This is a genomic window from Leisingera aquaemixtae (genome assembly GCF_019801145.1).
GTDB classification, from domain to species: Bacteria; Pseudomonadota; Alphaproteobacteria; order Rhodobacterales; family Rhodobacteraceae; genus Leisingera; species Leisingera aquaemixtae_A.
This window is the reverse complement of the sequence record NZ_JAHVJQ010000004.1, coordinates 262883-289730: the sequence shown is the minus strand read 5'-3', so window position 1 is coordinate 289730 and position 26848 is coordinate 262883. Positions and strand designations below refer to the sequence as shown.

Genomic DNA, 26848 nt, shown 5'->3' with positions numbered 1-26848 from the left:
ATGCAGCCGAGAGCCGGAATGCGGGTTGCCTTCTACGCGCCGATGAAGCCGCCGCATCACCCGGTGCCCTCCGGCGATCGCGAAATTGCCCGCAACCTGATGGACCTGCTCCGCACGAGCGGGACCGGTGTGCAACTGGTTTCCGATCTCAGAATTTATGACAAACGCGGCGACCCGGCCTTGCAAACCGCACTGCGCAAGGCGGCTGATGCAGAGGCCGCCCGGCTGATCGCGCAGATGCCGGACGCGGACCTCTGGGTCACCTACCACAATTACTACAAAGCTCCGGATCTGATAGGCCCTGCCGTGGCCTTGGCCCGGGGCATCCCCTATGTGCAGATTGAATCCACCCGCGCCAAGAAGCGGCTGGCTGGGCCTTGGGGAGAGTTCGCAAAAGCGGCACACGCCGCCGCCGACCACGCGTCTGCGATATTTTACTTCACCCGGCATGACCGCTTTGCGCTGCAGCGTGACCGCTTCGGCAACCAGAAGATAGCCCACCTGCCACCCTTCCTCACGCTTGAGGATTTGCCTGCCGCATCCACCCTGGACGGCCCGATGCTGACCGCAGGCATGATGCGCGCGGGCGACAAATTCACGTCTTACAGCATCATCGCGGATACGCTTGCCCTGCTGCCCGGCGATTGGCGCCTCGAAATCGCCGGAGACGGTCCGGCCCGTGCCGACGTTGAGACGCTGATGGCGCCATTCGGTGACAAGGTCCGCTTCCTAGGCCAGCTGACGCGCGAGGAACTGGCTGCAGCCTATGCCAAAGCCAGCCTGTTCCTGTGGCCCGGCGTGAATGAAGCCTTTGGCATGGTCTACCTGGAAGCACAGGCCCACGGCCTGCCGATTGCCGCTCAGGACCGCCCCGGCGTTCGGGACGTTCTGCTGCCCCGGCCGTACCCGGCACCGGAAGATGGCGCACAGGCGCTTGCATCCTTTGCCAGTCGCCTGCTTGCAAACCGATCGCTCCGCGCCAAAACTGCCCGGGATGCCCGGGACTTCATATCGAACCAACACCTCGCCCCGGCCGCTGCCCGGCAGTTCTGGGAAACCGTTTTGCCGCTGATGGAGCCATCCGCATGATCCGCCTAGCCCTTTTGCGCCACGGGCATACCGCTTGGAACCGCGCCGGCCGCATCCAGGGCCGCAGCGACATCCCCCTGGACGACCAGGCCCGGGTGGAGCTTGGCGGTTGCTTCCTGCCCGCGGACTGGCAACAGGCGGAACTTTGGTCCAGTCCGTTAATGCGTGCGGTGGAAACTGCGGAACTGGTCGCTGACCGCGCGCCGCGAGCGGCACCCGAACTCATCGAGATGAACTGGGGCGCGTGGGAAGGACTGCACGGGCTGGACCTGAAAGCAGACCCCGGCAGCGGTTTCCGCGATATCGAAGAGTGGGGATGGGACTACCGCCCGCCCGGCGGCGAGACCCCTGCTGAGGTCTGGTCCCGCATTGAACTCTGGCTGGCCAGTTTGGAGCGGGACGCAGTGGCGGTTTGCCATATCGGCATCATGCGTATGATCCTGGCCCGCGCCTTTGGCTGGGGCTTCAACGGCCCCGCTCCCTTCCGCATCAAGCGCAACCGACTGTTTGTCGTCGAAGTTGACGGGCTAGACCTAACTCCATGGGCGGAGCCGGTCCGGTTGCTCCGCAGGGGTCCCTCATGAAGGTTATGATCGCCGTTACCCACCTGCTTGGCACCGGCCATCTGTCCCGCGCTCTGACGCTGGCGAGGGGCTTTATTAAGGCTGGTCACACCGTGCAGGTCGCATCCGGCGGTTTTCCGGCGCCGCAGCTCCATGCAGACGGGATCGGCCTGCTGCAGTTGCCCCCGCTGCGCTCCGACGGGGTAGACTTCACCCGGCTGCTGGCAGAGGACGGCTCCCTGGCGGGAGAAGCCTATCTGGCCCGACGTCAGACCGCCCTATGCCAAGCTCTTGAGGATATGCAGCCAGACGTGCTGATCACCGAGCTCTACCCGTTCGGCCGCCGCTCCCTGCGCAAGGAGTTTCTGACACTGCTGCAAACGGCCCATGCGCTGCCCCGGCGGCCGGTGATCCTGTCCTCCATCCGCGACATCCTCGCGCCGCCGTCCAAACCGGAGAAGGCTGAGAAGGCCGATGCAGTCATCGCTGGGTACTATGACGCGGTGCTGGTGCACTCCGACCCCGCCGCCACCCGGCTTGAGGCCAGCTGGCCAGTCTCAGAATTGCTTGCGGGAAAGCTGCGCTACACCGGCTATGTTGCACCGCCGGCGGCAGGCCCCCACCCGCATCAGGCAGGCAGCGGAGAAGTCCTGGTCAGCGCAGGCGGCGGCAGTGTCGGCACACCGCTTTATCAATGCGCACTGGACGCAGCCAGGCTGATGCCGGGTACCCCCTGGCGGCTTCTGGTCGGCGGTACGGATGCCAAAGCGCGGATTGCAGACTTTTCCAAGACTGGCTCTCCCGCGCTGCTGGAGCCTGCCCGCAAAGACTTCCGCCAGATGCTCTCGCACGCCGCGGCCTCCATCAGCATGTGCGGCTACAATACCGCGCTGGACCTGTTGCAAGCAGGGACGCCCTCGGTTCTGATCCCTTTTGACGCCGGAAACGAGAAAGAACAGGGGCTTCGCGCCGCCAGTCTCGCCCCTCTGAACGGCATCGAAGTGGTCAGAACTGCCGACCTGACCCCCGAAACGCTATGCGCTGCTGTCAAAGCGGTTTTGCACGCACCGCCGCGGGTTGCAGGCGGTTTCAGGTTTGACGGCGCCGCCCGGAGTGTGGAGATTGCCGCAGAACTTGCGGGAGGGCGGGGATGACACCAGACTGGAGCGCGCTGGACAGGGAATTGGCCCATTGGCAGAAGGGAAACCTGACGCTGCCGTTGTGGTGGCGGGACGACGACGCGATGTCCCAGTCCGCCGAATTGGAGCGATTGGCAGACCTCTCAGCGGAGCTTGACCTGCCGGTGCACCTAGCCGTGATCCCGCAGGGCGCCACCGCTGATCTGGCCCGTTTTGCCGCCGACAATCCGCAGTTGATCCCTGTGGTCCATGGCTGGGCGCATCAGAACCACGCCCCGGCAGGGGAAAAAAAGGCAGAGTTCGGTGCGCACCGCCCGCTGGAAGAGTTGCTGGAAGACGCTGAACATGGCCTGACCGCTTTGAAGGAGTTGTTCGGCAGCAGCCTTCGGCCGATGTTCGTGCCGCCCTGGAACCGGATCTCGCCGGAAATGCTGACCTGGCTGGCCGGTGCCGGCTTCACTGCAGTTTCCACATTTGCCCCGCGCAAGGCGGCCAAGCCTGCCTCCGGCCTTCTGCGCGTGAACACCCATCTGGACCCGATCGACTGGAAGGGCGGCCGCAGCCTGCTGCCTCCGGAACAGCTGATCGCACAAGTTGCGCGCCAGCTGCGCGACCGCCGCCTGGGAGAGGCGGACAACGCTGAGCCCTACGGGCTGCTGACCCACCATCTGGTGCATGACGAGGCTATCTGGTCCTTCATCAGTGCGCTGGCCAAACGCTTGCTGGATGGCCCTGGTGAAGCTTGGATTTATGATGAAAGGATGTCCTGAATGAGCCGCCTCGACTCAATGCTGCGCCGCCTGACTGCCCAGCGCGACGGGCTGAACTGGGCCGCAGAACAGATCAGCACAATGGACGGTGATGTTCTGGACATGGGGCTTGGCAACGGGCGCACCTACGACCACCTGCGCGAAGTCCTGGCAGCCCGCCGGATCTGGGTGATCGACCGGGTTCTGCAATGCCACCCCGCTTGCGTGCCGCCGGAGCAGGACTTCCTGCAAGGCGAAGCCCAGCCGATGCTTGAAAAGCTGGCCGCGGAAGGCCACAGGATCGCCCTGGCCCATTATGATTTCGGCTTTGGTGTCAAGGAAAGGGACGTTGCAGAAGCGGCTGCGCTCTCCCCCGCTATTGCCCAGGTTATGGCTCCTGGCGGCATCATTGTGTCCGGCCAGCCGCTGGCCGGGTTCGAGGAACTGGACGGCCCCGCGGGCATACCCCCGGGACGCTACATGTTCTACCGGGCCGGCTGATCCCGGACCCGCCCGGCCCCTGCGGCCGGGCAGTGCACGCTTGGACTGCAAGACAGCGGGCGCCTTTCACCCAGACCTCGCTGTCAGGCCACCCGCACCCCGCGCGACCAGACCCCTCGCAAAGCGGGCGTGCCTGCCTTGATGCCAAAGCGGATCAGGTCGGCGCGTTTGCCGGTTGCCAGCCGCCCCCGGTCATGCAGCCCTACCGCATCGGCCGGGCCATGAGTCACGGTGCCCAGCCCCCGCGCCATGTCGCCCCACAGCCGGCCGAGCTTGACCGCGGCCATCAACAGTGCCGCCGGGACGTAATCTGACGACAAGATATCCAGCAGTTCTAGGTCCGCCAGTTCCTGCGCCGCCACATTGCCGGAGTGCGAGCCGCCGCGGATCAAGTTGGGCGCGCCCATCATCACCTTGATGTTATGGGAGTGGCACGCCCTTGCGGCCTCCACGGTCGTCGGGAATTCCGCCAGGCGAATGCCGTGGGCTGCGGAAACTGCTACCTGCCCCGCGGTCGTATCATCATGACTCGCCAGGACCGCGCCGAACCGCTTCGCAGCCTTTACCGCCTCCGCCTCATGCAGATCTCCATAGGTCTCCCGCAGCTCCCTCAGGTGCGAGATATGCGCCTGGAAACCTGCATCATCAAACCCGTGCTTGCCTTTCACATAAGCTTCCAACTTGGAGATGTCGCGAAACTGCCGCTGCCCCGGTGTGTGGTCCATCAGGGAGACCAGCCCGACCCGGTCTGCCTCTCCAAAGGCGTCAAGTTCCGCAACCAGTGAGTCTGAACAGACTTCCGCCCGTAAATGCAGGAAGTGAGAAATTTTCAAAGCCTCTGCAGCCCGAAGTTCCAGCAGTTCGCTGGCCAGCCTGCGGGCATAAGCGCCATACCGGCTTTCTTTTCGGCTGATCGAGCCGACGCGCATGGCATCAAACACGGTAGTTATCCCGATTCCGGCTAGTTCGGCGTCATGCGCGATTATGGCGCTGGCATGCGGCCAGTCGACCCTGGGGCGCGGCTGGATGTGGCGTTCCAGGTTGTCGGTGTGCAGCTCCACCAGCCCCGGGCAGACATAATCTCCGCCGCAATCCACCGCGCCTGCCGGAACGGTGCCGCCATCCGCGATGTCTGCAATCGCGCCGCCCGCAATCTTCACACTGCCGGTCCGGGTCTCGCCCGGCAGCACCAGCGTGGCATTGGCAAGGATCAATTCATCTGTCATCTGAACTTCACATCTTTCAAGCTATGGAAGGCCACACCTAGGAGGCCAATGTGACATTCACGCGATATGCGATCTATTATGCCCCCCCCGCCGATGAGGCCTGGAGCCGCTTCGGCGCCAGCTGGCTGGGCTGGGACCTGGAGACGGGACGCAGCTTGCCCCACCCTGACATTGCGGAGCTGGATGTCGCGGCAATCACCGCCGTGCCGCGCAAATACGGGCTGCACGCGACACTGAAGCCGCCGATGCGTCTTGCCGAAGGGCAGACCCAGGCCGCGCTGGAGGCTGCCTGCGCAGAGCTGGCCGCGACGCAGAAACCTGTTATTCTGGAAGGCCTTCACCTGGCCCGTCTCGGCAGCTTTCTGGCTTTGCGCCCCACTGGAGACGAAACCGCCCTGAACGCGCTTGCCGCAGCCTGCGTGACAGAGCTCGACAGGTTCCGCGCACCCGCGTCCGAAGCTGAGCTGGATCGCCGCCGGACCGCCGGGCTGACGCCACAGCAGGATCACAACCTCAGCCGTTGGGGCTACCCCTACGTGCTCGAGCAGTTCCGCTTTCACATCACGCTCAGCGGCAAGCTGCCCAAGCAGGAATTGCCTGCGGTTGAAGACGCGCTCAGCACGCATCTGATCCCACTGCTGCCTGCGCCACTTGTGATCCGAGACCTGGCGCTGATGGGGGAAGCGCCGGATGGAAACTTCCACATTATCCACCGCTACGCGCTCTCGGGCTGAAGCGCGGTCAGCGCATCGTTCACTGCTGCGCTAAGCGCCCCGCTGTTGTCAATTTCATGGACACGGGCCAGTCCCTCCGGCAGCGGGTTTCCGGCCCGTTCGAGACGGCGCCGGACACTTTCGGTGTTCTCCCGGCCCCGGGCCGCAAGCCGTTCCGCCAGAACATCCGGCCGCGCGGTGACCGACAGCACGATGAGATCCTCGAAAACCTCTTGCGCTTGCAGCAGCACGGCACGCGAAAGGTTCACCAGCACGCCGGCAGATCCATGCCGCAGCGTGTCTATGTCTTGCGGAATACCGTAGTGAAGCCCATGCGCCTGCCAGTGCAGGGCAAAGACACCAGTCTCGGCCAGGGCGGAAAACTCAGCCTCAGTGACGGCCTGATAGTTCTCACCGCCAGCTTCTGGGGCACGGGTAATCACACGGCGCATCAGCCGCAGCTGCGGGCAGCATACCGCCAGCGCCGACATCAGGCTGTCCTTGCCGACCCCGGAAGGCCCGACCACGGCAATAACTGGCCCTTTCACAGGTGCCGCACTCATGCCGCGGCTCCGCGAGAGAAGCTGGAGACATCCACAAACCGGTCGCAGACTCGTTCGCGCGCCGCTGCGTCGTGGAAAATGCCGATGATCGCGGCCCCGCGCGCCTTGGCGTCTTCGATCAGTCCCAGAACTGTTGCGCGGTTCTGGGCATCCAGGCTCGCCGTCGGCTCGTCCAGCAGCATCGCAGGATAGGCATAGGCAAAGCCGCGGGCAATATTCACCCGCTGCTGCTCCCCGCCTGAAAATGTCGTCGGGCTGAGGCTCCACAGACGTTCGGGGATATTGAGCCGCGCCAGCAGAGAGGCCGCCTTGTCGCGCGCGGCTTCCGCCGGCGTGCCGGCAGCAAGCAGCGGCTCGGCCACCACGTCCAGCGCCGGCACCCTTGGAACCACCCGCAGGAACTGGCTGACATAGCCCAGCGTTTCGCGGCGCAGCGCCAGAATTTCGCGCGGCTCTGCCTTGGCGACATCGACGCCGCCAACCACCACGCTGCCGGAAGCCGCCAGATAGTTGCCGTAGATCACCCGCATCAGGGTGGACTTGCCTGCCCCCGAATCCCCGGTCAGACCAACACACTCGCCAAGTTTCACACTTAGCGAGGCGTTTTCCATCACCGGTATCACCGCACTGCCCTGGTTGTGCAGGGTGAAGCTCTTGCTCACACCGTTCAGTTCAATCATCGCCTTGCCCTCAGACTTGCAGCACGCTGGAAACCAGCAGCTGTGTGTAGGCGTGCTGGGGATCGTCCAGCACTTGATCCGTCAGTCCGGTTTCAATCACATGGCCGTCCTTCATCACCATCAGCCGGTCGGCCAGCAACCGCACCACCGCCAGGTCGTGGGTCACAATGATCGCGCTCAGCCCCATTTCCCGCACCAGCCCGCGCAGCAGGTCCAGCAGCTTGGCCTGAACAGACACGTCCAGACCTCCGGTGGGTTCATCCATGAACACCAGCCGCGGGCCGGTCACCAGGTTGCGGGCAATTTGCAGCCGCTGCTGCATGCCGCCGGAAAAAGCCGAGGGGCGGTCATCAATCCGGCATTCCCTGATCTCGACCCGGCCCAGCCAATCAGCGGCACGTTCGCGGATCGAACCATAGTGGCGATCGCCCACGGCCATCAGCCGCTCGCCGATGTTGCCGCCCGCGCTGACAGACATCCGCAATCCGTCGCGGGCGTGCTGATGCACGAAGGCCCAGTCGGTGCGGCTCAGCATCCGCCGTTCGGGTTCTGACATGGTGACGGTATCCACCGGCCCCTCCGCGCGGGTGTCAAAGATCACTTCGCCCCGGTCCGGGACCAGATGGCCCGCAAGGCTGTTCAACAGGGTCGACTTTCCGGAACCGCTCTCGCCGACGATCCCCATGACTTCGCCGGGGTACAGATCAAAGCTCACATCAGAGCAGCCGATCCGCGCGCCATAAAGTTTGCTGACATTCCTCACTTGCAGCAGCGGGACTGCCAGGTTGCCGTCATCTCGGGTCATAGGAAAACTCCAGCCGGGTGCCGCCCGGTTCCAGGATCATGAAATGCTTCTTGGGGCCGCTGCCGGACAGCTCCGGCGCAAACTCGACGGTCACACCGGGCCAGGCTTTTATCTGTTGAAACAACCGCAAAAGCGCGTTCTCGTCCGCGACTTTCAGCGCGGTATGGTGCAGGCCTATGTTGGCCTTGCGGTCAAAGCCTGCTCCTTCTTCCACCCGTTGCCAGAGCGTGATCTTGGCGTGCCCGTTGGTCACGTAGGCAGAAGGATATCCCGGATTGCCGCCGAATTTCTCCCACCCCAGGCAGCCTGTGAAAAAGCCAAGGCTGGCCTCCAGATCTCCGACGGTCAGACCCAGGTGATCAATGCCCAATACTTCCGAGCTCATGCTGCCAGTTCTCCCATACGGCCGATGTGGCCGGCATCGCGCCGCGAGCGGCAATAGTCCGTATCCGAACAAACAAACATCCGGCTCCCGGCGTCATCCAGGATCACCTCGTCCAGATAGCTGTCCTCTGCCCCGCACAAGTCGCAGGGATGATCCGCCTTGCTGGCCTCAAACGGGTAATCCTCGAAATCCAGTGAAACCACTTTAGTATAGGGCGGAAGCGCATAGATGCGCTGCTCCCGGCCTGCGCCGAACAGCTGGATGGCCGCCATCTCCATCTTGGGGTTGTCGAACTTCGGGATCGGCGACGGATCCATCACATAGCGCCCCTCCACCTTCACCGGGTAGGCATAGGCGGTGGCAATCGCACCGTGCTGCGAAATGTCCTCGTAAAGCTTCACATGCATCAGCCCGTATTCCTGCAGCGCATGCATCTTGCGGGTTTCGGTCTCCCGCGGCTCCAGAAAGCGCAGCGGCTCCGGGATCGGCACCTGATAGACCAGGATCTGGTCCTCCGATAAGGCCGCCTCCGGGATCCGGTGGCGTGTCTGGATGACGCTGGCCTTCTCCGTTACCTCAGTGGTCGATACCCCCGCGGTCTTTTCAAAGAACTTGCGGATGGAGACCGCATTGGTGGTATCGTCTGCGCCCTGATCGATCACTTTCAGCGTGTCATCCGGGGTCAGTGTTGCGGCAGAGACCTGCACGCCACCAGTACCCCAGCCATAGGGCATCGGCATCTCGCGGCTGGCAAAGGGCACCTGATAGCCGGGCACAGCGAGGCCCTTGAGGATCGCCCGGCGGATCATCCGCTTGGTCTGTTCGTCCAGATAGGCGAAGTTGTAGTCACTCATCGGGTCAGCTCCGGTTCAGTCTGAGCAGCACCGCCCCGGCAAGGGTCAGCGCGGTTGAAAAAACTTTCCTGAGATCCAGTTTCTCGCCAAGGAAACCGACCCCCAGCAGGAGGGCAAAGATGATCGAGGTCTCGCGCAGCGCAGTGACCAGCGCGATGGGCGCCTGCGTGAAGGCCCACACCACCAGGACATATGCCGTGAAGGAGGCACCGCCGCCGAAAACCGCCAGCCTCCACAAGGCCGGCAGCCCCCGCAGCATCTCCGGACGGGACACCCCGATGATTGCTCCGAAGGCAAGCGCATTGGCGGCAGTCAATGTGCCGAAAAAGCCAAGCGCAGTGCCGGCAACCCGTGCGCCCTGGCCGTCGACGATGGAATAGGAGGCAATGAACATACCCGTCACCAGCGCCAGTGCACCGGCTTTCATGCTGAAGGTGCCATCCTGCCTGCGCACCAGCGCAATCGACAGGATACCGGCCGATATCATCAGCAGCGCCAGCAACTCCGCCTGGCTGAAAGCAGCGCCGAGGAACATGGCAGTCCCCGCAGCCACCAGGAGCGGAGAGGCTCCGCGGGCTATCGGGTAGACCTGCGTGAGATCGCCCAGCTTGTAGGACTGAATGAGGAACAGCTGGTAGCCCAGATGCAGCGCAATGCCCGCCAGCAAATAAGGCCAGCACGCCCAATCCAGGGGCGGCGCGATGGGCAGCAGCAGCAGCCCTGCCGCCCCCTGCCCCAGAACAACCGCCGTCATCGAAGCTGTCTTGTCAGCACCGCCTTTGACCAGCGCATTCCAAGTTGCATGCAGAGCGGCGGCCAGCAGCACGACGGCAAATACGGTCCCGCTCATTCCGCGGCCTCCCGTGCCGCCAGCGTCTGCGCCAGTTCCTCTGCCTCCCGGCGCAGTTTTCGGACCAGCTCCAGCTCGGACTGGAAGTCCACATAGTGCGGCAGCTTGATGTGCTCCAGGAATCCGGTTGCCTGGATGTTGTCGGCGTGGCTCAGGACAAACTCCTCGTCCTGCGCCGCAGCCCCCACGTTATCCTCGCCCAGTTCCTCCCAGCGCAGCGCACGATCCACCAGCGCCATGGCGATGGACTTGCGCTCCGACTGGCCGAAAACCAGCCCGTAGCCGCGGGTGAACTGCGGCGGCACAGTCTTGGAGCCCTTGAACTGGTTCACGGTCTCGCATTCGGTCAGCTCCACCTCGCCGATTTCGATGGCAAAACCCAGTTCGGGGATTTCCATCTCCACCGGCACACACCCGATGCGCAGCTCACCGACAAAGGCGTGGTTGCGCGCATAGCCGCGCTGGGTCGAATACGCCATGCCGAGGATGAAGCCCTCATCCCCGCGCGCGAGCGACTGCAGGCGCACCGCCCTGCCCGCCGGAAAAGACATCGGTTCGCGGGTCAGATCGCCCGGCTCCGCATCCGAGAACGGCTCGCGCTCGATGATATCCTCACCCTGCAGGAATTCGGTGATATGCGGCGTGGCCTCCCGCCGCGGCTCGGCAACTGCCGCTTCGGGCACCTCGCCGTCAGCGGCCAGTTTGAAATCCAGCAGCCGGTGGGTGTAGTCGAAAGTCGGCCCCAGCACCTGCCCGCCCGGCGCATCCTTGAAGGTCGCCGAAATACGCCTGTCGCAAGCCATTTTGCCGGTCTCCACCGGCTTTGAGCAGCCGAACCGCGGCAGGGTGGTTCGATAAGCGCGAATGAGGAAGATCGCCTCGATCAGATCGCCGCGCGACTGCTTGATGGCCAGCGCAGCGAGGTCCGGGTCATAGAGCGACCCCTCCGCCATCACCCGGTTCACAGCCAGGCTCAGCTGCTCGCGGATCTGGGCGAGGCTCAGCTCTGACACCTCCTTGCTGCCGCGGCGCTCCTCGGCAAGCCAGGCATGGGCGTTTTCAATGGCGCGCTCGCCGCCTTTGACTGCAACATACATGCGCTTATGCCTCCGCCGTGACCTGGGTTGACCGCGGCAGCGCAGCGACCTGCGCCCCCGCGGTGAAGAAAAAATCCACACCCAGCGGGTACAGCACTGCGTTGTTCCGGAAGGCAGAAATTTCGGGCAGCTGCATTTGGGCGGTGCCCTTAATTCCCGGTCCCTTCAGCGCCGCATTCGGCGGGCCGAAGCCAGGCACCTCGATAATCAGTGTGGCGGAACGGTCGGGATATTCGGCGGTCCCAGCGCGAAACCGGGTCAGCGGCAGCAACGCGTCCCAAGTGCCCAGCGCAAAGTCGGCCTGCCCGGCCTCAACAACCGGAGCGCCAGTGTGGAATGTCAGCCAGCCGCGCAGCGCGTCGCTGTCCAAGCCTGGAGTCAGATAGACGCCAGTTTCCGGATCACACAACGTCAGCAGCAGGGTGCCCGCAGCCACCGACACCCCCGCAGGCGGAATGGCACCGGAGATGTTCTGGATCTGGCCCGGGCGCGCCATTGCATTCATTGCCGCGCGAAAGGCATGCGCAGCCGTCACCGGGGGATTGCTGAAACCGCCGGCATAGACGGCAGTGCTTGTTTGCAGTCTCATCAGTCCTCTCCCCGCACCATGGTAAAAAACTCGACCTTGGTTGCCGCTGCCTTGGCTGCGCGCGTGTCTTTTTGCGCCTGCCGCTCTTCGGCCAGCGGCGCCAGAACCGCGGCACGCAGGGCCTCCGCGGCACCGGTCTGCATCAGCGCATCAACCTTGGCCGCGATTTCGGCCTTGGCCTTGCTGCGGCCCTGAACATAGCCGTGGCCGACGGTGCCATCGGTCAGCGCCAGCGCGCAGCGGGTGACAGTCATTTCACCCAGATTGAAGGGAGCCCCGGTGCCGCCCATGCGGCCGCGCACCATGACGCCGCCCGCCTCAGGGGCACGCAGGAATTCGCAAGCAGGGTCCGCCCCGAAGCCGTGCCACAGTTCAGTCAGCCGGGCCTCGTCAGCGGAGGCCAGCAGGCTCATCCAGCCTTTGCGGTCCTCTGCGAAAAAAGTGGTGTTCATCTGTCTAAGCCTCTTGGCCATGTTGTCTATTAACTCTATACAACTAGACAAATACTAACCGAGTCGCGCTTAACGGCGCAATCGAAGAGTTGTGAAAGTTCCGTGACATGGCCCGCACCCCTGTTTGGAAATCCATCGCCATTGCCCTGACCGACGACATTGCGCAGGGCCGTTATGAGACCGGCGGCAAGCTGCCTGCCGAGGCGCAGCTTGCAACCCGGTTCGGCGTGAACCGCCATACGGTTCGCCGGGCGCTGGCGGAGATGAGCGAACAGGGCCTGGTGCATTCCCGCCGCGGCGCTGGGGTGTTCGTGGCGGCAAAGCCGACCGATTACCCGATCGGCAGGCGGGTGCGATTCCACCAGAACCTGACACGCGAGGGCCGCAACCCAGCCAAGCAGATCCTGACGCTGGAAACCCGCGTGGCATCTGCCCGCGAGGCCAAGGCGCTGCATCTGGACCCGGGCGCCGAGGTGCATGTCTATGACGGATTATCACTGGCGGACGGTCAGCCCATTGCCCTGTTCCAAAGCATCTTTCCTGCAGACCGCTTTCCCGGCATTCTAGACGCCCTTCAGGAGCAGCGTTCGGTCACCGCAGCGCTGCAGAAATTCGGGGTTGAGGATTACACCCGGATCGAGACCCGGATCACCGCCAAGCTTGCCACGGCCACCCAGGCGCTGCACCTCAGGATCGCCGAAGGCAGCCCGATCCTGCGCACAACAGGCGTCAATGCGGATCCGCAGGGGCGGCCTGTCGAGTTCGGCCGCACCTGGTTTGCCGGCGACCGGGTGACGCTTACGGTAGGCGGCGAAAGCTGAGGGCGCTTTCCATCAGCACCAAGAAAAGCCCCCGCCAAAGGCAGGGGCTCCGTCTATCCAGATCAGATCAAGTCACTGCTGGGCGTTAAAGACGAACAGCGTTTCCCCATTGATCTGGTAGCCGTTGATCAGCTCCCTGGCCTTGTCCGAGACCAGCCATTCCTCCAGTTGCATTGCCAGGCCATTCTTCACATGGCCATGCTTCGCCGGGTTCACCGGGATATAGGCGTACTGGTTGAACAGCACCGGGTCACCGGCGAACAGCAGGCTCAGCCCCGCCTTGTTGCCGAAATTCAGCCAGCTGGCGCGGTCCGACATGATATAGGCGTCCATGCCTGCAGCGGTGTTCAGCGCTGCCCCCATGCCAGCGCCAACAGCACGATACCACTCACCGAAACCTTCGGGCTCCAGCCCTGCGGCCTTCCAGAGGCTCAGCTCCTTCTTGTGCGTGCCGCTGTCGTCGCCGCGGCTGACAAAAGCCGCCTCCGTCCCGGCAATCCTTTGCAAAGCACCGGCTGCATTTTCGGCGCCAGTGATCCCTGCTGCATCGCCTTCAGGCCCGATGAAAACAAAATCATTGTACATGATCTCGCGGCGGTGGGTGCCGTTGCCGCCCTTCAGGAATTTCTCCTCGGCCTTCTTTGAATGCACCAGAATCGCGTCGACGTCGCCCGCCTCCCCCAGGCGGATCGCCTGGCCGGTGCCGACGACCAGCAGCTGCACATCCAGCCCCAGGTCCTTCTTGATCTCCGGCAGAAGGATCTCAGCCAGCCCGGAATTGTGGAAAGAGGTGGTCACCGCCATCTTCATCTCTTCCGCCAGCGCCGCCGTGGCCCAGACCAAAGAGGCAATGGCGCCCAAAATCAGACGTTTCATTCGACAATATCTCCATTCAGAAATGCGCGCGCTTGCGCTGTTTCAGGCCCGGCGAAAAACTCTGCTGCCGGGCTGAATTCGTGGATGCGTCCCTGCAGGACAAAAATCACTTCATCCGCCAGCCGCCGGGCCTGGCCCATGTTGTGGGTGGACATGATCAGCCGGGTGCCGCTGCCGGCGGCATGTGCCAGAATTTCCTCGATCTCGCGCGTAGCCCTGCCGTCCAGCGCCGCACAGGGCTCATCCAGAAACAGCACTTGCGGCTCGCGCACCAGCGCACGGGCCAGCGCCAGCTTCTGCCGTTCGCCCCCTGACAGCATGGTGGCCTGGCGTTCCAGAATTTCACCCAAGCCGACACGGGCCGCCCAGTCCGCAGCCCGCGAGCGGGCCTGGCGGCGGCTTAAGCCCGTCAGCCGCAGCGGATAAGCGATGTTGTCGATCACCGAACGCCGCATCATCACCGGCGTCTGAAACACGAAGGCCTGATGCTTCTGCGCCTCCTCCAGCGGGCAGGCCCAGTCCAGGCTGCCGCCATTCATCCGCACGATACCATGCAGCATCTTCAGCAGCGTGGTCTTGCCCGCGCCATTCGGACCAATGATGATCGAGGTGCCCTGCCCGCCCAGCGTCAGGTCGACCGGGCCGACCAGCACCTTGCCGCGGCGGCGCACCTGGGCGCCTGTGGCCTTCAGCGGGAACATCTGCATCACCAGCGCCCCTCGCTCTCAGTGCGGCCCAGCCAGTGGATCGCCAGGTTGACCGCAATCGCCAGCGCAATCAGCACGAAGCCCAGGCCCAGCGCCATTGCAAACTCGCCCTTACCGGTTTCCAGCGCAATCGCCGTGGTCAGCACCCGCGTTGCGTGGTCAATATTGCCGCCGACCACCATGATCGCGCCCACTTCGCCAATCGCGCGGCCAAAGCCAGCTAGGGCCGCGGTCAGCAGCGCCCGGCGCCCGTCCCACAACAGCGCCTGGATGCGCTGGAACTGGGTAGCGTTCATCGAAATCAGCAGGTCGTGGTAGTCGCTCCACAGCTCGCGCAAGCTCTGATGCGCAACCGAGGCCACCAATGGCACTACGATGATCACCTGCGCAATGATCATCGCCGTTGGCGTAAACAGCAGCCCAAAGACCCCGAATGGCCCGGCGCGGGACAGGAACACATAGACCACCAGCCCAACCACAACAGGCGGCAGGCCCATCAACGCGTTCAACACCGCAATCGTGGCGCGCCGCATCCGGAACCTGCGCACCGCCAGAAAGGCTGCCAGCGGCAGCGCAATGGCGCAGGCTATCACCAGCGCGGTCAATGTGACCCGCAAGGAACGCAGGGTTATCTCCACCAGATCCGCGTCCAGCGTCACCAACAGCCAAAAGGCCTGGCTCAGTCCTGCCCACAGATCATTCATCGCGTCCGGTCACTCTCCCAGGGGCCACATACCAGCCCGGTCTAACATGGCTTTGCGCGGCTCCAAATCACAGGAGAGGACGCCGGGACAGCCAAAAACGGCAAACCGGCTGGAAAATCATGCTGCCAATACCCATCTGAGAAACAACGGCTTCCCTGAGATGCCGCCTGTTAGCGCCAAATCACCGCATTTGGCTCCGTTTCCGCTCACACGCGCTTGCGCGGATGATATGAACATGAAACAACCCCCGCCCAAAGTGTCACCCCTGACGCAACCTTGAGGATACGCCATGTTCGACCTGCAATCCATGCGGGATCAGCTCGCCAACCATTACGATCTGGCCCCCAACCCGGCCTTGGCCGAACAGATGGCAGATGTCTACGCCCGCATGGACCGCGTGGTGAACCCAATCGAATGGGCCACTCATGCACCTTATGTTGCGGCGATTCTTGAGCTGAAGAAACAGCGCAACGCGGTGATTCTGGCACATAACTACATGACGCCCGAAATCTATCACGGCATCTCGGACGTGGTCGGCGACAGCCTTCAATTGGCAATCGAAGCGACCCGGGTCGAGGCTGACGTGATCGTGCAATGCGGTGTGCATTTCATGGCCGAAACCTCCAAGATCCTCAGCCCGGACAAGACCGTGCTGATCCCGGATATGGAGGCAGGCTGCTCGCTGGCAGAAAGCATCACCGCCGAAGGTGTTGCAGAAATGCGCCGCCGCTACCCGGGCGCGCCGGTGGTCACCTATGTGAACACCACTGCCGAAGTTAAAGCCGCCTCGGACATCTGCTGCACCTCCTCCAACGCCGCGCAGATCGTTGCGGCGATGGAAGAAGACACCATCATCATGACACCGGACCAGTACCTGGCCCAGAACATTGCCCAGCAGGTTCCGGAAAAGAACATCGTCTGGTGGGAGGGCTCCTGCATTGTGCATGAGCAGTACACCGCCAAGGACCTGCGCGACTTCCGTGAATGGAACCCGGGCACACGGCTGATCGCCCACCCGGAATGCCCGCCGGATGTGGTGGCAGAGGCAGATTTCTCCGGCTCCACCAGCGGCATCGTCAAATACGTGACCGACGAGAAGCCAGAAAAGGCGCTGCTGATCACCGAATGCTCGATGGCCTCGAATATTGCTGACCAGCTGCCCGAAGTTGAGTTTGTCGGCCCCTGCAACATGTGCCCCTACATGAAGAAGATCACCCTGGAGAAAGTCCTGTGGTCGCTGCACACTATGACCGAGCCGGTCGAGGTGGACCCTGAAGTCGCCGAAAAGGCCCGCGTCGCAGTTCAGCGTATGATCGACCTTTCACAAAAGCTGGGCATCTGATCCGTGATCGAAACCGGCCGTATCGTCATTGCCGGCGCAGGTCTTGGCGCGCTTTATGCTGCGCTTGAGCTGGCACCGCGGCCGGTTCTGGTGATCTCTCCCGAACGGCTGGGCGAAGGCGCAAGCTCAGCCTGGGCCCAGGGCGGTGTCGCAGCTGCCATGGCCAATCATGACACGCCCGAGGCGCATGCCGCCGACACCCTGCAGGCAGGGGCCGGAACAGTTGATCCGGAGGTTGCCGCGATGGTGACCCGGGTTGCGCGCGAACACATCCTCGACCTGACCGAACTCGGCACGCCCTTCGACCGCGACGCGAAGGGCAACTACGTGATGAGCCGCGAGGCCGCCCACTCCGCCGCCCGCGTGGTGCGGGTGAAGGGTGACCAGGCCGGCGATCAGATCATGCAGACGCTGATTGCCGCCGTTCGCGCAGCCCCGTCTGTGCAAGTTCTGGAAAACACTCAGGCTGTGCGGCTCGAGACTGAGGACGCAACTGTCACCGGCATCTGGATCACCCGCGCCGACGCGCCCTCTGCCCCGGTGCTGATCAAGGCGCCCGGCGTGCTGCTGGCCGGCGGCGGCTCCGGCGGGCTTTTTGCCCATACTACCAACCCGCCCCGCATCCGCGGCCAGGTGATCGGTTTTGCCGCCCGGGCCGGCGCTTGCATTGCGGATCCGGAATTCGTGCAATTCCACCCTACCGCCTTTGACATCGGCGAGGACCCCGCTCCGCTGGCCACCGAAGCCCTGCGCGGCGAAGGTGCGGTGCTGATCAACTCAGACGGCGAACGCTTCATGGTCGAAGCGCACCCGGATGCCGAACTTGCCCCGCGCGACATCGTCGCCCGCGCGATTTTTGCCGAAACGCAGGCAGGCCGCCGCCCGATGCTCGACACCCGCGAGGCTCTTGGCGCCGAAGTGCTGACCCGCTTTCCGACAGTCGCCGAAACCTGCGCCCGCGCTGGCATCGATCCGGTGCGAGAGCCGATCCCCGTCGCTGTCGCCGCCCACTACCACATGGGCGGTGTTGACGCCGACCTGCAGGGCCGCACCAGCCTTTCCAACCTCTGGGTCTGCGGCGAAGCTTCCTCAACCGGGCTGCACGGCGCCAACCGGCTGGCGTCCAACGGGCTGCTTGAGGCTCTGGTCTATGCCCGCAACGCAGCACAGGACATGTCTGCGCTGGAAACCTCTGAAGGCATGGAAATGGTCCGCCCCAGCTTCCCCGCCGGAGGCAAGGAACTGGACGACACTGCGGTAAGGTCCCTGCGGGAGACGATGACCGCTCATGCCGGGGTCCGCCGCACCGCCAGCGGTCTTCGCCAAGCGCTTGCGGAGATTGCCCGTCTCGAATCCGAACAGGCTGGCGACGAGAACTTTGTCAACATGTGCGCCACCGCAACGCTGATCGCCGCAGCGGCTTTAAAGCGTAAGGAAAGCCGCGGCGGTCATTTCCGTGATGACTTCCCGTTGGCCGACCCCGCGCAGGCCCATCGCACCCGCATCACCCTGGAGGAGGCCTTGGACATCCGCACCAAGGCCGTGAAGGAGCTGACATGAGCACCCAATTCGCCACCCTGCCCGACCTGATCCTGGAACCGATGGTGCGCGCTGCGCTGATGGAGGATCTGGGCCAGAACGGTGACATCACCACCCGTGCGGTGATCCCCGCTTCCGCCACCTACTCTGCCCGGCTGAACGCGCGGGAGGACGGTGTGGTCTCGGGTATGCAGATCGCCCGCATCGCCTTTCACCTGGTGGATGCCGGACTGAAGGTGGACACCCTCCTGCCCGATGGCAGCCCTTGCAAGAAGGGCGACACTCTGATGACAATCGAAGGCTCCGCGGCCTCGATCCTGTCGGGAGAACGTGTGGCGCTGAACTTTGCCGGGCGCCTGACCGGCATTGCCTCCCTGACCGCAGCCTTTGCCGCAGAAACCAAAGGCACCAAAACGCGTATAACCTGCACCCGCAAGACCACCCCGGGTCTGCGCGTTGCCGAAAAGCAGGCGGTGCTGCACGGCGGCGGCTACAGCCACCGTTTCGGACTGTCGGACGCGATCCTGATCAAGGACAACCACATCGCGGCTGCCGGCGGAGTAAAAGCAGTGCTGGAAGCAGCCAAGGCCAGCGTCAGCCACATGATGAAGGTCGAAATAGAGGTCGATACGCTGGACCAGCTCTCCGAAGTGATTGCCACCGGCGGCGCCGATGTGGTCCTGCTTGACAACATGGACACGCCAACGCTGACCCAGGCCGTGGAGATGGCCAAGGGTCATGTAGCAACCGAGGCTTCCGGCAACATGCGCCTGGAGCGGATTGCCGAAGTGTCAGCCACCGGTGTGGACTATATCTCCTCTGGAGCGCTCACGCACTCTGCCCGCACGCTGGACCTCGGCCTCGATTTCTGATCGCAACAGCGCGCCTCAGTGCACCGCCCGGCGCTTGCGGGCTGCCTCCAGTTTATCTTCGCGCAGCGCTTCCGGCGAAAGCATCAGCACGGTGCCGCCCTCGATTTGGCGCACCGCGAAGCCGGTGCCTTGCAACCCGGCGCGCAGCTCAGCCAGAAGGCCTGAGCAGGCTTCGGGCTTGCTTTCGCACATTACGATCTCCCGGCCTGTCAGATGCTTCAGCCGGAACTCCACGGAATGCCATTTCTGCAGATCCGAGTTGCGGGCGGCCTCCAGAGAAAGATAGGTTCCGGTGACGTAGACCGGCCCTTGCCCCCCGGTCAGTTCCGCAGCCATGACCCGGCTCAGCCGGTGCCAGTCCGTGTAGTAGTAATGAGTCATACCGGCAAAAACGACATACGCAGCCGTAACCACAAACAGCAGATTGCGGCTAAGCCGGACCCGTCCGACGTCACGCAGGGACAGCACAAACAAACCGAGAAAGACTGCTCCGAAAATCCAGAGAAAGCCACCTGACCGTACCGGCATGTCAATGCCGCTGCGAATGACCTGAAGGCAAATCAGCGCCAGCCCCAGCCCCGCGCCGGACAGCATGTACAGCGCCCGCCATTTATCATGACGCAGCACGGACCAAACAGCGCAGGCAAGCAGCACGCCCTGCAGCACCGCCAAACCCGGCACGTTGTAGCCGCCCTTAAGCCCCAGGTTTACCAGGAAAGCCGCGGCCAGCTTGGCATTCTCCAGAGCCGTCGCCAAGTCGGTCGCGGGTCTGGGATTGCGCCACTCCGCCATCGGCACCCCGAAGACGCCGTGCGCGGCATAGTTCAGCGAATAGATTGCCAGCATCCCAATAGCAAAACTGGCGGTGAAAAGCGCAAGCAGACCAGCCAGGTCACGGCCCGAGCGCCGGGTGCTCGAACGCGTCAGGCACATAGCCAGGACCAGGAACGGATAGGTCGTGTAGGCCATCAGTGAGACCGGGACGAACACCAGCATCAGCCAGCGGCTGGCGCGCTCGTTCAGCTTTGTGGCCAGCCAGGCATAAAGCGCGACGATTGCCAGCCCGGGGATCAAGGTGTTGAACCAGAGCGAGATCAGCACCCAGGGCAGGCACAGGCCGGCTATCAGCGCCACCATCACCTGCTGCCAGACATCAGCTGTGCGGCCCAGGGCATTATGCACCATGCACCCCAGGTAAACCGCCCAAAGCAGCTGATAGACGGCGAAATTGAGCCAGGCAGGCGTCACCACCCCGCGCAGGTGCCACAGGTAATTTACCCAGCGCCCCTCCGTCAGGGTCTTGGAGTAAAACAGGGCCGGATCTGCCAGCAGTGCGGGGTAATCATCATGCCGGATCATCGGGTCCGGCAGTTGGAACAGCGCCGTCAGCATCAGCAATGCAAAGACGGCTGTAACCGTCAGCACCAATTTCGGATCAGAACGCCTGTCAGAGACACTTGCAGCGGAACTCGCAAGAACTGTCATGCTAGCTCCTGCTTCCGGCGCGCCCGCCTGGCCAGAACGGCTGCGCGGCCCTGGGCGATTTTTGTGACAACCGAGCGCGGCATCAGCGAAACGATCCCGCGCCGCATCCGCCAAGTCAGACTGCCCGCCAGCGGCACCTTTTGACCTTCCGGTACTGCGGCCGCCAGCACCTCCTGCGGCAAGCCTTCGCGGCCTGCCTCATTGGCGTAAAGAACGGTGTTGTAGCGGTACCATGGTTCAACCCGTTCCATGTCTTTCAGCCGCGGCCGGGCAAAATCGAATGCCGCAAAGCCGCGTGCGGCAAACAGCTCCTGCCAGAAGGACAGCGGCTTTTCATTGATGTGGAACTCACCGCCCTGCCCCGGCACGGCAGCCGAAAACAGCACCCGGTCAGCGTGGCGTGTCAGGCTATCGACCAGCCTCTCCGAGGCGGCTTCAGGAAGATGTTCACCCACTTCCAGGCTCTGCGCGAGATCGAACTTGCGGCCCAGGTCAAACGGTTTGGTAAGATCCGCCGCATGAAACTGATCACGCGGAATCGCCAGCCGGTCGCGGTCGACATAGTCGCCATCAACCCCGGCCACATCGGTGACACCTGCCTTTATCCATTCACTCAGCCAAACCCCGCGGCCGCTGCCGAGATCCAGTACGCTGCCTGCCTGCAGCTGCGGCTGCACAACAGAGATCATCGCCTGAGCCGAGGAGCGCGCACCCTGATCGATATAGTCGTAAAACTCGTTGGAATAGATATGGGACATGATTGCTCCAATCGACGCTCAGCTCTCCGCGGCGTACACCCAGAGGCGGAAGATGATGAAATTTTGAACCGGCAGGATTACCGTCACGGCGGCGGCGGACAGCCAATCCGCCCAGCCCAGCATCGGGCCGATCATACCTGTGATCAGCGCTGAGACGGCAAAACCCGCGGCAATGGTGCACGCAAACCTTGCCATCTGGTCGGGCAGCCCCAGCGGGCGGCGGAAGGTCCACCAGGTTTGCAGAACGTATTGAACCGCTACTGCGGCTGCAAAGGCCAGCGCATTTGCCGGCGCCTGCGGCAACCCAGCTGCCAAGAGCGCGGTATAGCCCAGCACATACAGCCCGGCCACTGTTGCACCGACGACAGAAAACCGAAAGATCTGGGACGCCTGCCCCATCGTCACGAGGCTTCCCGGCGCAGGGCCGCTGGTGCTGCCTCCAATGGGTCAGCCAATTCCTCTGCCCTGCCGGTTTCTTCCGACAGGAAATACATAGGCCGCTGCTTGCTCTCCATGTAGAGACGCCCGATGTATTCCCCCATGATCCCAAGAGTGAGCAGTTGGATGCCAGAGAAGAAGGAAATCGCCAGCAGCATTGAGGCCCAGCCGGGGGCAGTGTTGTAGAGGATCAGCGACAGGAACACGTAAACCGCCATCAGGAAGGTCACATAAAGGCTCAGGAAGGCCAGCCGCGTCGCCATTTTGAGCGGCTTGGTGGAAAACCCTGTCAGCGCATCCGCCGCAAAACGCAGCATTGCCCGCAGCGGGTATTTGGTAACCCCAGCCACCCGCGCGTCACGCACATACTCCAGGCCAATCTGCTTGAACCCTGCCCAGGCAAACATGCCGCGGATGAAACGCGCCCGCTCAGGCATCGCCAGCACAGCATCCAGCGCGCGGCGGCTGACCAGGCGGAAATCGCCGGTGTCCTTTGGAATGTCGACATCCGAAAGCGCATTCAGGAAACGATAGAATAGAAAGGCGGTTGCCTTCTTGAACAGGGTCTCCCCCTGCCGCACTGCCCGCCGCCCATAGACCACATCATAGCCACGATCCATCATCAGCATCATGTCCGGCAGGATTTCCGGCGGATCCTGAAGATCGGCATCCAGCATGAAGATACGGTCGCCCCGCGCGGCCTCCAGCCCTGCGGTCAGCGCCACCTGATGGCCGCGATTGGCTGACAGGCGTATGCCCCTCACTACAGGGTATTTTCGATGGGCGGCTTCGATCGCAGCCCAGGTTTCATCACTGGATCCGTCATCCGCCAGGATGATCTCGGCGTCCTGCGCCCATGGTTCAATGGCCTGCACCAGCCGCTCCACCAGCAAGGGGACCGACTCTTCTTCATTGTAGCAGGGCACAACAACGGAAAGCTGCACTTTCTCGCCCTCAAGTCTGTTTGTTAACCGCTCGTTAACCATGATAATGGCCGATCCGGCACGGCCAAGGCAACGGCGGCCCGCTGGGACCTGAATTTGCGATCAAATGGTTAAGAGCCTGTGTGCTTTCCGTAACGCACTATGGCAAAACCAAGGCAAATGCGGACGAATTGCCGAAAATCCGCCCGCTTACTGCCGCGGATTAGCGGATTACAAGACCCCCCTTGGAATCGTTTCCTGCCACTCCTTGGTCAGGACAACTTCCCTGCTCTCGCCCTCATATGCCGTCACCTTGCGCCAGAGATGGAAATTCTCCCGGTCGCACGTCACCTTGTTTTCCGTATCGACCGCCACCTGCCAGCCACTGCGCTCGAACTCAAAACGCCAGTCGCTGGCAAAGGCTGCCGTGGCCGGATCATCTGGATGCACCTCGTAATGCATCGTGACATGGCTGCCGGCACACATGCCGTGATAGGGATCCGCCGACTTGCCGTAATCATCGAAGGTATCCAGCACCAGCGTGCCGTCCTCGCGCGACCAGGTCTTGGAGGTACCGCCGGCTGCCCGCAGCTGCTTTGCCTGAAGCACCGGATAGTCCCTTGGATCACCGGGATTCTGAGGCGCAACCTCTTCTGAAACCTGGCGCTCCGGCAATACCAAAGCACAGCCTTCTAAGTGCAGGGTAACCTCTGCGGCCTCGGGCGCGGGCCAGACAATCGGCCAGTAGGACGTTGACAGGGCAAGCCGCAGCACATGGCCGGCTCTCAGATGATGCGCACATTCGTTGAGCTCGATCTCAGCTTCATAACGCTCCCCCGGAGCCAGCTTCTCCGGGGTTTCGAACCCGTTGCGGCAGCCGAGGTTCAGCGGCCGAAAGGTTATTCTCTGCGACACGCCCTCGGGTGACACATCGCACAGCCGCGCCACCAGCTGCGCCACTGGCTTGTCAACGCTGAAGGCCACCTTCACCCGCGCCCGCCCCAGCAGCTCCAGCGGCTCTGCCAGTGGCGTGGTGTCGAAACAGACCGATAGCGCATCATCAACTGCCTGATCGCCCGCCAGCTCGTTATCAAACCGCATCCCCGGGCAGAAATAGCCGGACGCCTGTCCCACTGTGGAAGGGTTGCTGACTGCAAGCGTTCCTTGCCCGGGTGTATCCGCCAAGCTCCCCTGCCCCAGATACATCACCCGATCCCGCACATTGGGCGAAGGCCATTCCGCCTCCGCAACCCAGCGGCCCTGGCGCGGCTTGTTTTGCATGGTGGGATCGAAATGCTCCTGCATGAAAACGCGGTAGTCCGGCAGGTCCTCCGCGCCGGTGTCCTCCCCTTTCAGCCATTTGCCAAACCAGCGCAGAACCTCGCCGTGAAAATCCGCCGGGTCCAGTTTGGCGATATGGGCATAGCGGTGCTCCCACGGGCCGATCATCGCCTTGGCAGGCACGGTCAGGTTGGCGGCCAGCGCAGGCGGCGCGTTCACATAGGCATCGGCCCAGCCGGTTATGGCCAGCACCGGCGCCTGGATCGCTGTCCAGTCTTCGCAGACCGAACCGTGTTTCCAGAACGCGCCCCGCACCTGCCGCCGCAGCCAATCGGCGGCCATGAAAGGCATTCCCTCGATCCGCTTGATCCAATCCTCGCGCCAGTCCGGGCGCAGCTCCGGGTCGGCAGGACGCGACTGGTAGGCAAACATTTGGCTGCCCCAGTTGATGTTATCGCTCAACAAGCAGCCGCCCATGTAATGGATGTCATCGGCATAGCGGTCCACGGTGGAGGCCACAGAAACCACTGCCTTCAATGCCGGCGGACGCCGGAAGGCCAGCTGCAGCCCGTTGAAACCGCCCCAGCTGATGCCGATCATGCCTATATTCCCGTCGCACCAGCCCTGCGAGGCAATCCATTCCAAGACCGCTTCACCGTCACTCAGCTCCTGCTCGGAATACTCGTCATCAAATACGCCTTCACTGTCGCCAGTGCCCGCGATGTCGACCCGGATACAGGCATACCCCTCAGCGGCGAAAACTGTATGCGTGGTTTCATCCCGCGGGGCGGTGCCGTCACGCTTGCGGTAGGGCAGGTATTCCAGGATCGCAGGAAAAGGCCCCCCGCCTTCAGGCAGCCACATCCGCGCGGCCAGCCTGCGTCCGTCCGGCAAGGTGATCCAAGTGTTTTCGATGATGCTGTAAGCGCCGGGCATTGAGGATGTCCTAATTGATTTTGGTTTCTGCCTTGCCACATTCATTCCCCAAATCCACGGCCACGGGAAGTGTGCGCCTTTACGCAGATGTAAGCGAATGTACGCGAACCCGCAGCTAAATCGCGAAAGGCTGTCTCGACCCGGTTTGATTATCCGGGCAAGCTAACAGCCGATGCCGCACGCCCTACTCAATGTGAAAAAATATGGGCGCCCAAAACGCTTATGCGTTCCGCAGATTTCGAATTGCAGCAAAGCAACCGGCAGCGTGTCGGACTTTTTTTCACCCGGCGAAGCAAAAGGAAAACTTCCTGTAGCCCTGCAGGAAACCTCATGTTATCGATAACGGAACTTTCACCGGCCGCGTGCCAGCAGGAGCAATTGAATTCCCCCTCCCCAGGCGGCACAATAGCCTGGCTCTGCAGCCCCCAAGGAACAGCGATGTAAAATCAATGGTTTCCCGCGTCATTCCTGTCGATCCCTTTGACCTCGTGCTGTTCGGCGCGACTGGCGACCTTGCCCGCCGCAAGATCCTGCCCGCCTTGTTCCACCGGTTTCAAATCGGCCAGTTCAGCAGTGACTGCCGGATCATCGGCACTTCGCGCAGCGAGTTGACAGCAGAAGAGTTCCGCAGCCAAACCGCAGAGGCCGTCCGCGAGTTCGGCCAGGATGTTGAAACCACCCCGGAAGAGATCGCTGCCTTCACCGCGCTTCTGGACTACGCCGCGGTCGATGCCCGCGGAGACGCAGGCTGGGATGAGATCCGCGGAAAACTGCGTGACGACGCCGTGCGTGCATTTTACCTATCGGTCGGCCCGTCATTGTTCACGGACATCGCCCGCCGCCTCAGTGAAACCGGCATCACCACGCCAGACAGCCGCATTGTGCTGGAAAAACCCTTCGGCCACGACCTCGCCTCTGCCCAGGCGCTGAACGCAGCGCTGCGTGAGCATTTTGAAGAACAGCAGATCTACCGGATCGACCATTATCTGGGCAAGGAGACGGTGCAGAACCTGATGGCGCTGCGCTTTGCAAACTCGCTGTTCGAGCCGCTCTGGAATTCTTCCCACATCGACCATGTGCAGATCACTGTGGCCGAAAGCATCGGTGTCGAGGGCCGCGGTGAATACTACGATAAATCAGGCGCCATGCGGGACATGGTGCAGAACCACCTGATGCAGCTTCTATGCCTGACCGCGATGGAGCCGCCGGCGCAGTTCACCCCCAACGCGGTGCGGGACGAGAAGGTCAAAGTGATCGAGGCACTGCGCCCGGTGGCGCAAGCAAGCATTGCCCGCGGCCAGTACCGCGGCAAGGGCGGCAGTGGCTACCGCGATCACGCGGGCAATGCCGCCAGCCGCACCGAAAGCTACATCGCGCTCAAGGTGGAGGTGGCGAACTGGCGCTGGGCCGGCACTCCGTTCTACCTGCGCACCGGCAAGTGCCTGCGCGAGCGGGTGAGCGAGATCGCCGTCTACTTCCGCGACCCACCGCACAACATCTTCGAAGGCTCGGGGCCTGTGCATGGCAATGTGCTGGTGATCCGGCTGCAGCCCGATGAAGGCATCACGCTGAAAACCACAATCAAGGACCCTGGCCCCGGCGGCATGCGCCTCACCGGCGCCAATCTGGACATGACCTTCGCCGACGAGCTGCCGGAATCAGGGCGCCCGCAGGACGCCTATGAGCGTCTGATCATGGATGTCATCCGCGGGAACCAGACCCTGTTCATGCGCGGCGACGAGGTTGAGGCTGCCTGGGCCTGGGCCGATCCGATCATCGCCGGCTGGCAGGACGCGGGCGACACACCGCAACCCTATGACAGCGGCAGTTCCGGTCCCGACGATTCCCTGCTGCTGATCCACCGCGACGGCCGCCGCTGGCGCAGCATTGGAGCCTAAGATGGCAGCCCTC

The 26848-nt window shown here is 63.0% G+C and carries 29 protein-coding genes; 11 read left to right on the top strand and 18 right to left on the bottom strand.

All coding sequences use genetic code 11. The features are described 5' to 3' along the window. The 5 genes from KUW17_RS11720 to KUW17_RS11700 are packed head-to-tail and all read left to right on the top strand — an operon-like array spanning position 1 to position 4041. On the top strand, positions 1-1089 hold the full coding sequence (locus KUW17_RS11720) for a glycosyltransferase family 4 protein (RefSeq protein ID WP_222479235.1): 1089 nt from the start codon (positions 1-3) through the stop codon (positions 1087-1089). Beyond that, complete coding sequence (locus tag KUW17_RS11715; RefSeq protein ID WP_222479233.1) at positions 1086-1673, top strand: histidine phosphatase family protein; 588 nt, start codon at positions 1086-1088, stop codon at positions 1671-1673. Before KUW17_RS11720 ends, KUW17_RS11715 begins: the two co-directional genes overlap by 4 nt. After that, positions 1670-2806 carry a glycosyltransferase family protein gene (locus KUW17_RS11710; protein ID WP_222479231.1) on the top strand — a complete coding sequence of 379 codons (1137 nt, stop codon included), beginning with the start codon at positions 1670-1672 and terminating at the stop codon, positions 2804-2806. Before KUW17_RS11715 ends, KUW17_RS11710 begins: the two co-directional genes overlap by 4 nt. Beyond that, complete coding sequence (locus tag KUW17_RS11705) at positions 2803-3561, top strand: polysaccharide deacetylase family protein (RefSeq protein WP_222479228.1); 759 nt, start codon at positions 2803-2805, stop codon at positions 3559-3561. The genes KUW17_RS11710 and KUW17_RS11705 overlap by 4 nt, the downstream gene beginning before the upstream one ends. After that, positions 3562-4041: a class I SAM-dependent methyltransferase gene (locus KUW17_RS11700; RefSeq protein ID WP_222479226.1), complete on the top strand. Its 480-nt coding sequence runs from the start codon at positions 3562-3564 to the stop codon at positions 4039-4041. It begins immediately after the preceding gene. Between the two features lie 83 nt (positions 4042-4124). Here KUW17_RS11700 and KUW17_RS11695 read toward each other — a convergent pair whose 3' ends face one another. After that, on the bottom strand, positions 4125-5267 hold the full coding sequence (locus tag KUW17_RS11695; protein ID WP_222479224.1) for an alpha-D-ribose 1-methylphosphonate 5-triphosphate diphosphatase: 1143 nt from the start codon (positions 5265-5267) through the stop codon (positions 4125-4127). A gap of 50 nt (positions 5268-5317) precedes the next feature. On the opposite strand from KUW17_RS11695, the gene KUW17_RS11690 reads away from it, so the two are divergent. After that, on the top strand, positions 5318-6001 hold the full coding sequence (locus KUW17_RS11690) for a DUF1045 domain-containing protein (RefSeq protein ID WP_222479222.1): 684 nt from the start codon (positions 5318-5320) through the stop codon (positions 5999-6001). Here KUW17_RS11690 and phnN read toward each other — a convergent pair. From phnN to phnG, 9 genes are read right to left on the bottom strand one after another with little or no spacing between them, the layout of a single operon-like run. After that, the gene (phnN, locus tag KUW17_RS11685; RefSeq protein ID WP_222479220.1) at positions 5983-6543 is read right to left on the bottom strand and encodes a phosphonate metabolism protein/1,5-bisphosphokinase (PRPP-forming) PhnN; all 561 of its coding nucleotides are present in this window, start codon (positions 6541-6543) and stop codon (positions 5983-5985) included. The two genes, KUW17_RS11690 and phnN, sit on opposite strands and share 19 nt — an antisense overlap. Beyond that, the gene (phnL, locus tag KUW17_RS11680; protein WP_222479217.1) at positions 6540-7223 is read right to left on the bottom strand and encodes a phosphonate C-P lyase system protein PhnL; all 684 of its coding nucleotides are present in this window, start codon (positions 7221-7223) and stop codon (positions 6540-6542) included. Before phnL ends, phnN begins: the two co-directional genes overlap by 4 nt. A gap of 10 nt (positions 7224-7233) precedes the next feature. After that, the gene (gene phnK, locus KUW17_RS11675; protein ID WP_222479214.1) at positions 7234-8028 is read right to left on the bottom strand and encodes a phosphonate C-P lyase system protein PhnK; all 795 of its coding nucleotides are present in this window, start codon (positions 8026-8028) and stop codon (positions 7234-7236) included. Continuing rightward, positions 8015-8413, bottom strand: coding sequence for a VOC family protein (locus KUW17_RS11670; protein ID WP_222479211.1), 399 nt, complete (start codon positions 8411-8413; stop codon positions 8015-8017). The genes phnK and KUW17_RS11670 overlap by 14 nt, the downstream gene beginning before the upstream one ends. Beyond that, the gene (locus tag KUW17_RS11665; protein ID WP_222479209.1) at positions 8410-9267 is read right to left on the bottom strand and encodes an alpha-D-ribose 1-methylphosphonate 5-phosphate C-P-lyase PhnJ; all 858 of its coding nucleotides are present in this window, start codon (positions 9265-9267) and stop codon (positions 8410-8412) included. Before KUW17_RS11665 ends, KUW17_RS11670 begins: the two co-directional genes overlap by 4 nt. A 4-nt stretch (positions 9268-9271) precedes the next feature. Beyond that, positions 9272-10117 (bottom strand): DMT family transporter, encoded by an 846-nt coding sequence (locus tag KUW17_RS11660; RefSeq protein ID WP_222479207.1) that lies wholly within the window; start codon positions 10115-10117, stop codon positions 9272-9274. Beyond that, positions 10114-11214, bottom strand: coding sequence for a carbon-phosphorus lyase complex subunit PhnI (locus tag KUW17_RS11655; RefSeq protein ID WP_222479205.1), 1101 nt, complete (start codon positions 11212-11214; stop codon positions 10114-10116). Before KUW17_RS11655 ends, KUW17_RS11660 begins: the two co-directional genes overlap by 4 nt. Positions 11215-11218: 4 nt before the next feature. Then, the gene (phnH, locus tag KUW17_RS11650; RefSeq protein WP_222479203.1) at positions 11219-11803 is read right to left on the bottom strand and encodes a phosphonate C-P lyase system protein PhnH; all 585 of its coding nucleotides are present in this window, start codon (positions 11801-11803) and stop codon (positions 11219-11221) included. Then, entirely contained in the window at positions 11803-12255 is a 453-nt protein-coding gene (phnG, locus tag KUW17_RS11645) for a phosphonate C-P lyase system protein PhnG (RefSeq protein WP_222479200.1), read from the bottom strand. The genes phnH and phnG overlap by 1 nt, the downstream gene beginning before the upstream one ends. Before the next feature lie 107 nt (positions 12256-12362). Between phnG and phnF the strand changes: the two genes are divergently transcribed. Beyond that, complete coding sequence (gene phnF / locus KUW17_RS11640; protein ID WP_222479198.1) at positions 12363-13076, top strand: phosphonate metabolism transcriptional regulator PhnF; 714 nt, start codon at positions 12363-12365, stop codon at positions 13074-13076. A 72-nt stretch (positions 13077-13148) separates the two neighbouring features. Here phnF and KUW17_RS11635 read toward each other — a convergent pair whose 3' ends face one another. Genes KUW17_RS11635 through KUW17_RS11625 form a run of 3 tightly spaced genes read right to left on the bottom strand, consistent with a single transcriptional unit; the run spans position 13149 to position 15363 of the window. Next, complete coding sequence (locus KUW17_RS11635) at positions 13149-13952, bottom strand: substrate-binding domain-containing protein (protein WP_222479196.1); 804 nt, start codon at positions 13950-13952, stop codon at positions 13149-13151. Next, positions 13949-14659: an ATP-binding cassette domain-containing protein gene (locus tag KUW17_RS11630; protein WP_222479195.1), complete on the bottom strand. Its 711-nt coding sequence runs from the start codon at positions 14657-14659 to the stop codon at positions 13949-13951. Before KUW17_RS11630 ends, KUW17_RS11635 begins: the two co-directional genes overlap by 4 nt. Next, the gene (locus tag KUW17_RS11625; protein WP_222479193.1) at positions 14659-15363 is read right to left on the bottom strand and encodes an ABC transporter permease; all 705 of its coding nucleotides are present in this window, start codon (positions 15361-15363) and stop codon (positions 14659-14661) included. The genes KUW17_RS11630 and KUW17_RS11625 overlap by 1 nt, the downstream gene beginning before the upstream one ends. Before the next feature lie 289 nt (positions 15364-15652). On the opposite strand from KUW17_RS11625, the gene nadA reads away from it, so the two are divergent. Genes nadA through nadC form a run of 3 tightly spaced genes read left to right on the top strand, consistent with a single transcriptional unit; the run spans position 15653 to position 19116 of the window. After that, positions 15653-16705: a quinolinate synthase NadA gene (nadA, locus tag KUW17_RS11620; RefSeq protein ID WP_222479191.1), complete on the top strand. Its 1053-nt coding sequence runs from the start codon at positions 15653-15655 to the stop codon at positions 16703-16705. Positions 16706-16708: 3 nt separating this feature from the next. Then, positions 16709-18265, top strand: coding sequence for an L-aspartate oxidase (locus tag KUW17_RS11615; protein ID WP_222479190.1), 1557 nt, complete (start codon positions 16709-16711; stop codon positions 18263-18265). Then, a complete protein-coding gene (gene nadC / locus KUW17_RS11610; RefSeq protein WP_222479188.1) occupies positions 18262-19116 on the top strand; it encodes a carboxylating nicotinate-nucleotide diphosphorylase in 855 nt (284 codons plus the stop codon). The genes KUW17_RS11615 and nadC overlap by 4 nt, the downstream gene beginning before the upstream one ends. A gap of 15 nt (positions 19117-19131) precedes the next feature. Here the strand turns inward: nadC and KUW17_RS11605 are convergent, their stop codons facing one another. The 5 genes from KUW17_RS11605 to KUW17_RS11585 all read right to left on the bottom strand — a co-directional run bounded on the left by KUW17_RS11605 (position 19132) and on the right by KUW17_RS11585 (position 24937). After that, the gene (locus KUW17_RS11605) at positions 19132-20601 is read right to left on the bottom strand and encodes a hypothetical protein (RefSeq protein ID WP_222479186.1); all 1470 of its coding nucleotides are present in this window, start codon (positions 20599-20601) and stop codon (positions 19132-19134) included. Next, positions 20598-21359, bottom strand: coding sequence for a class I SAM-dependent methyltransferase (locus KUW17_RS11600; protein ID WP_222479183.1), 762 nt, complete (start codon positions 21357-21359; stop codon positions 20598-20600). The genes KUW17_RS11605 and KUW17_RS11600 overlap by 4 nt, the downstream gene beginning before the upstream one ends. An 18-nt stretch (positions 21360-21377) precedes the next feature. Next, positions 21378-21758, bottom strand: coding sequence for a GtrA family protein (locus KUW17_RS11595; protein ID WP_222479743.1), 381 nt, complete (start codon positions 21756-21758; stop codon positions 21378-21380). Positions 21759-21760: 2 nt separating this feature from the next. After that, on the bottom strand, positions 21761-22741 hold the full coding sequence (locus tag KUW17_RS11590; RefSeq protein WP_222479181.1) for a glycosyltransferase family 2 protein: 981 nt from the start codon (positions 22739-22741) through the stop codon (positions 21761-21763). Positions 22742-22951: 210 nt separating this feature from the next. After that, on the bottom strand, positions 22952-24937 hold the full coding sequence (locus tag KUW17_RS11585; protein WP_222479179.1) for a CocE/NonD family hydrolase: 1986 nt from the start codon (positions 24935-24937) through the stop codon (positions 22952-22954). Between the two features lie 449 nt (positions 24938-25386). Between KUW17_RS11585 and zwf the strand changes: the two genes are divergently transcribed. Further along, positions 25387-26835: a glucose-6-phosphate dehydrogenase gene (gene zwf, locus KUW17_RS11580; protein ID WP_222479177.1), complete on the top strand. Its 1449-nt coding sequence runs from the start codon at positions 25387-25389 to the stop codon at positions 26833-26835. Positions 26836-26848: the final 13 nt, after the last annotated feature.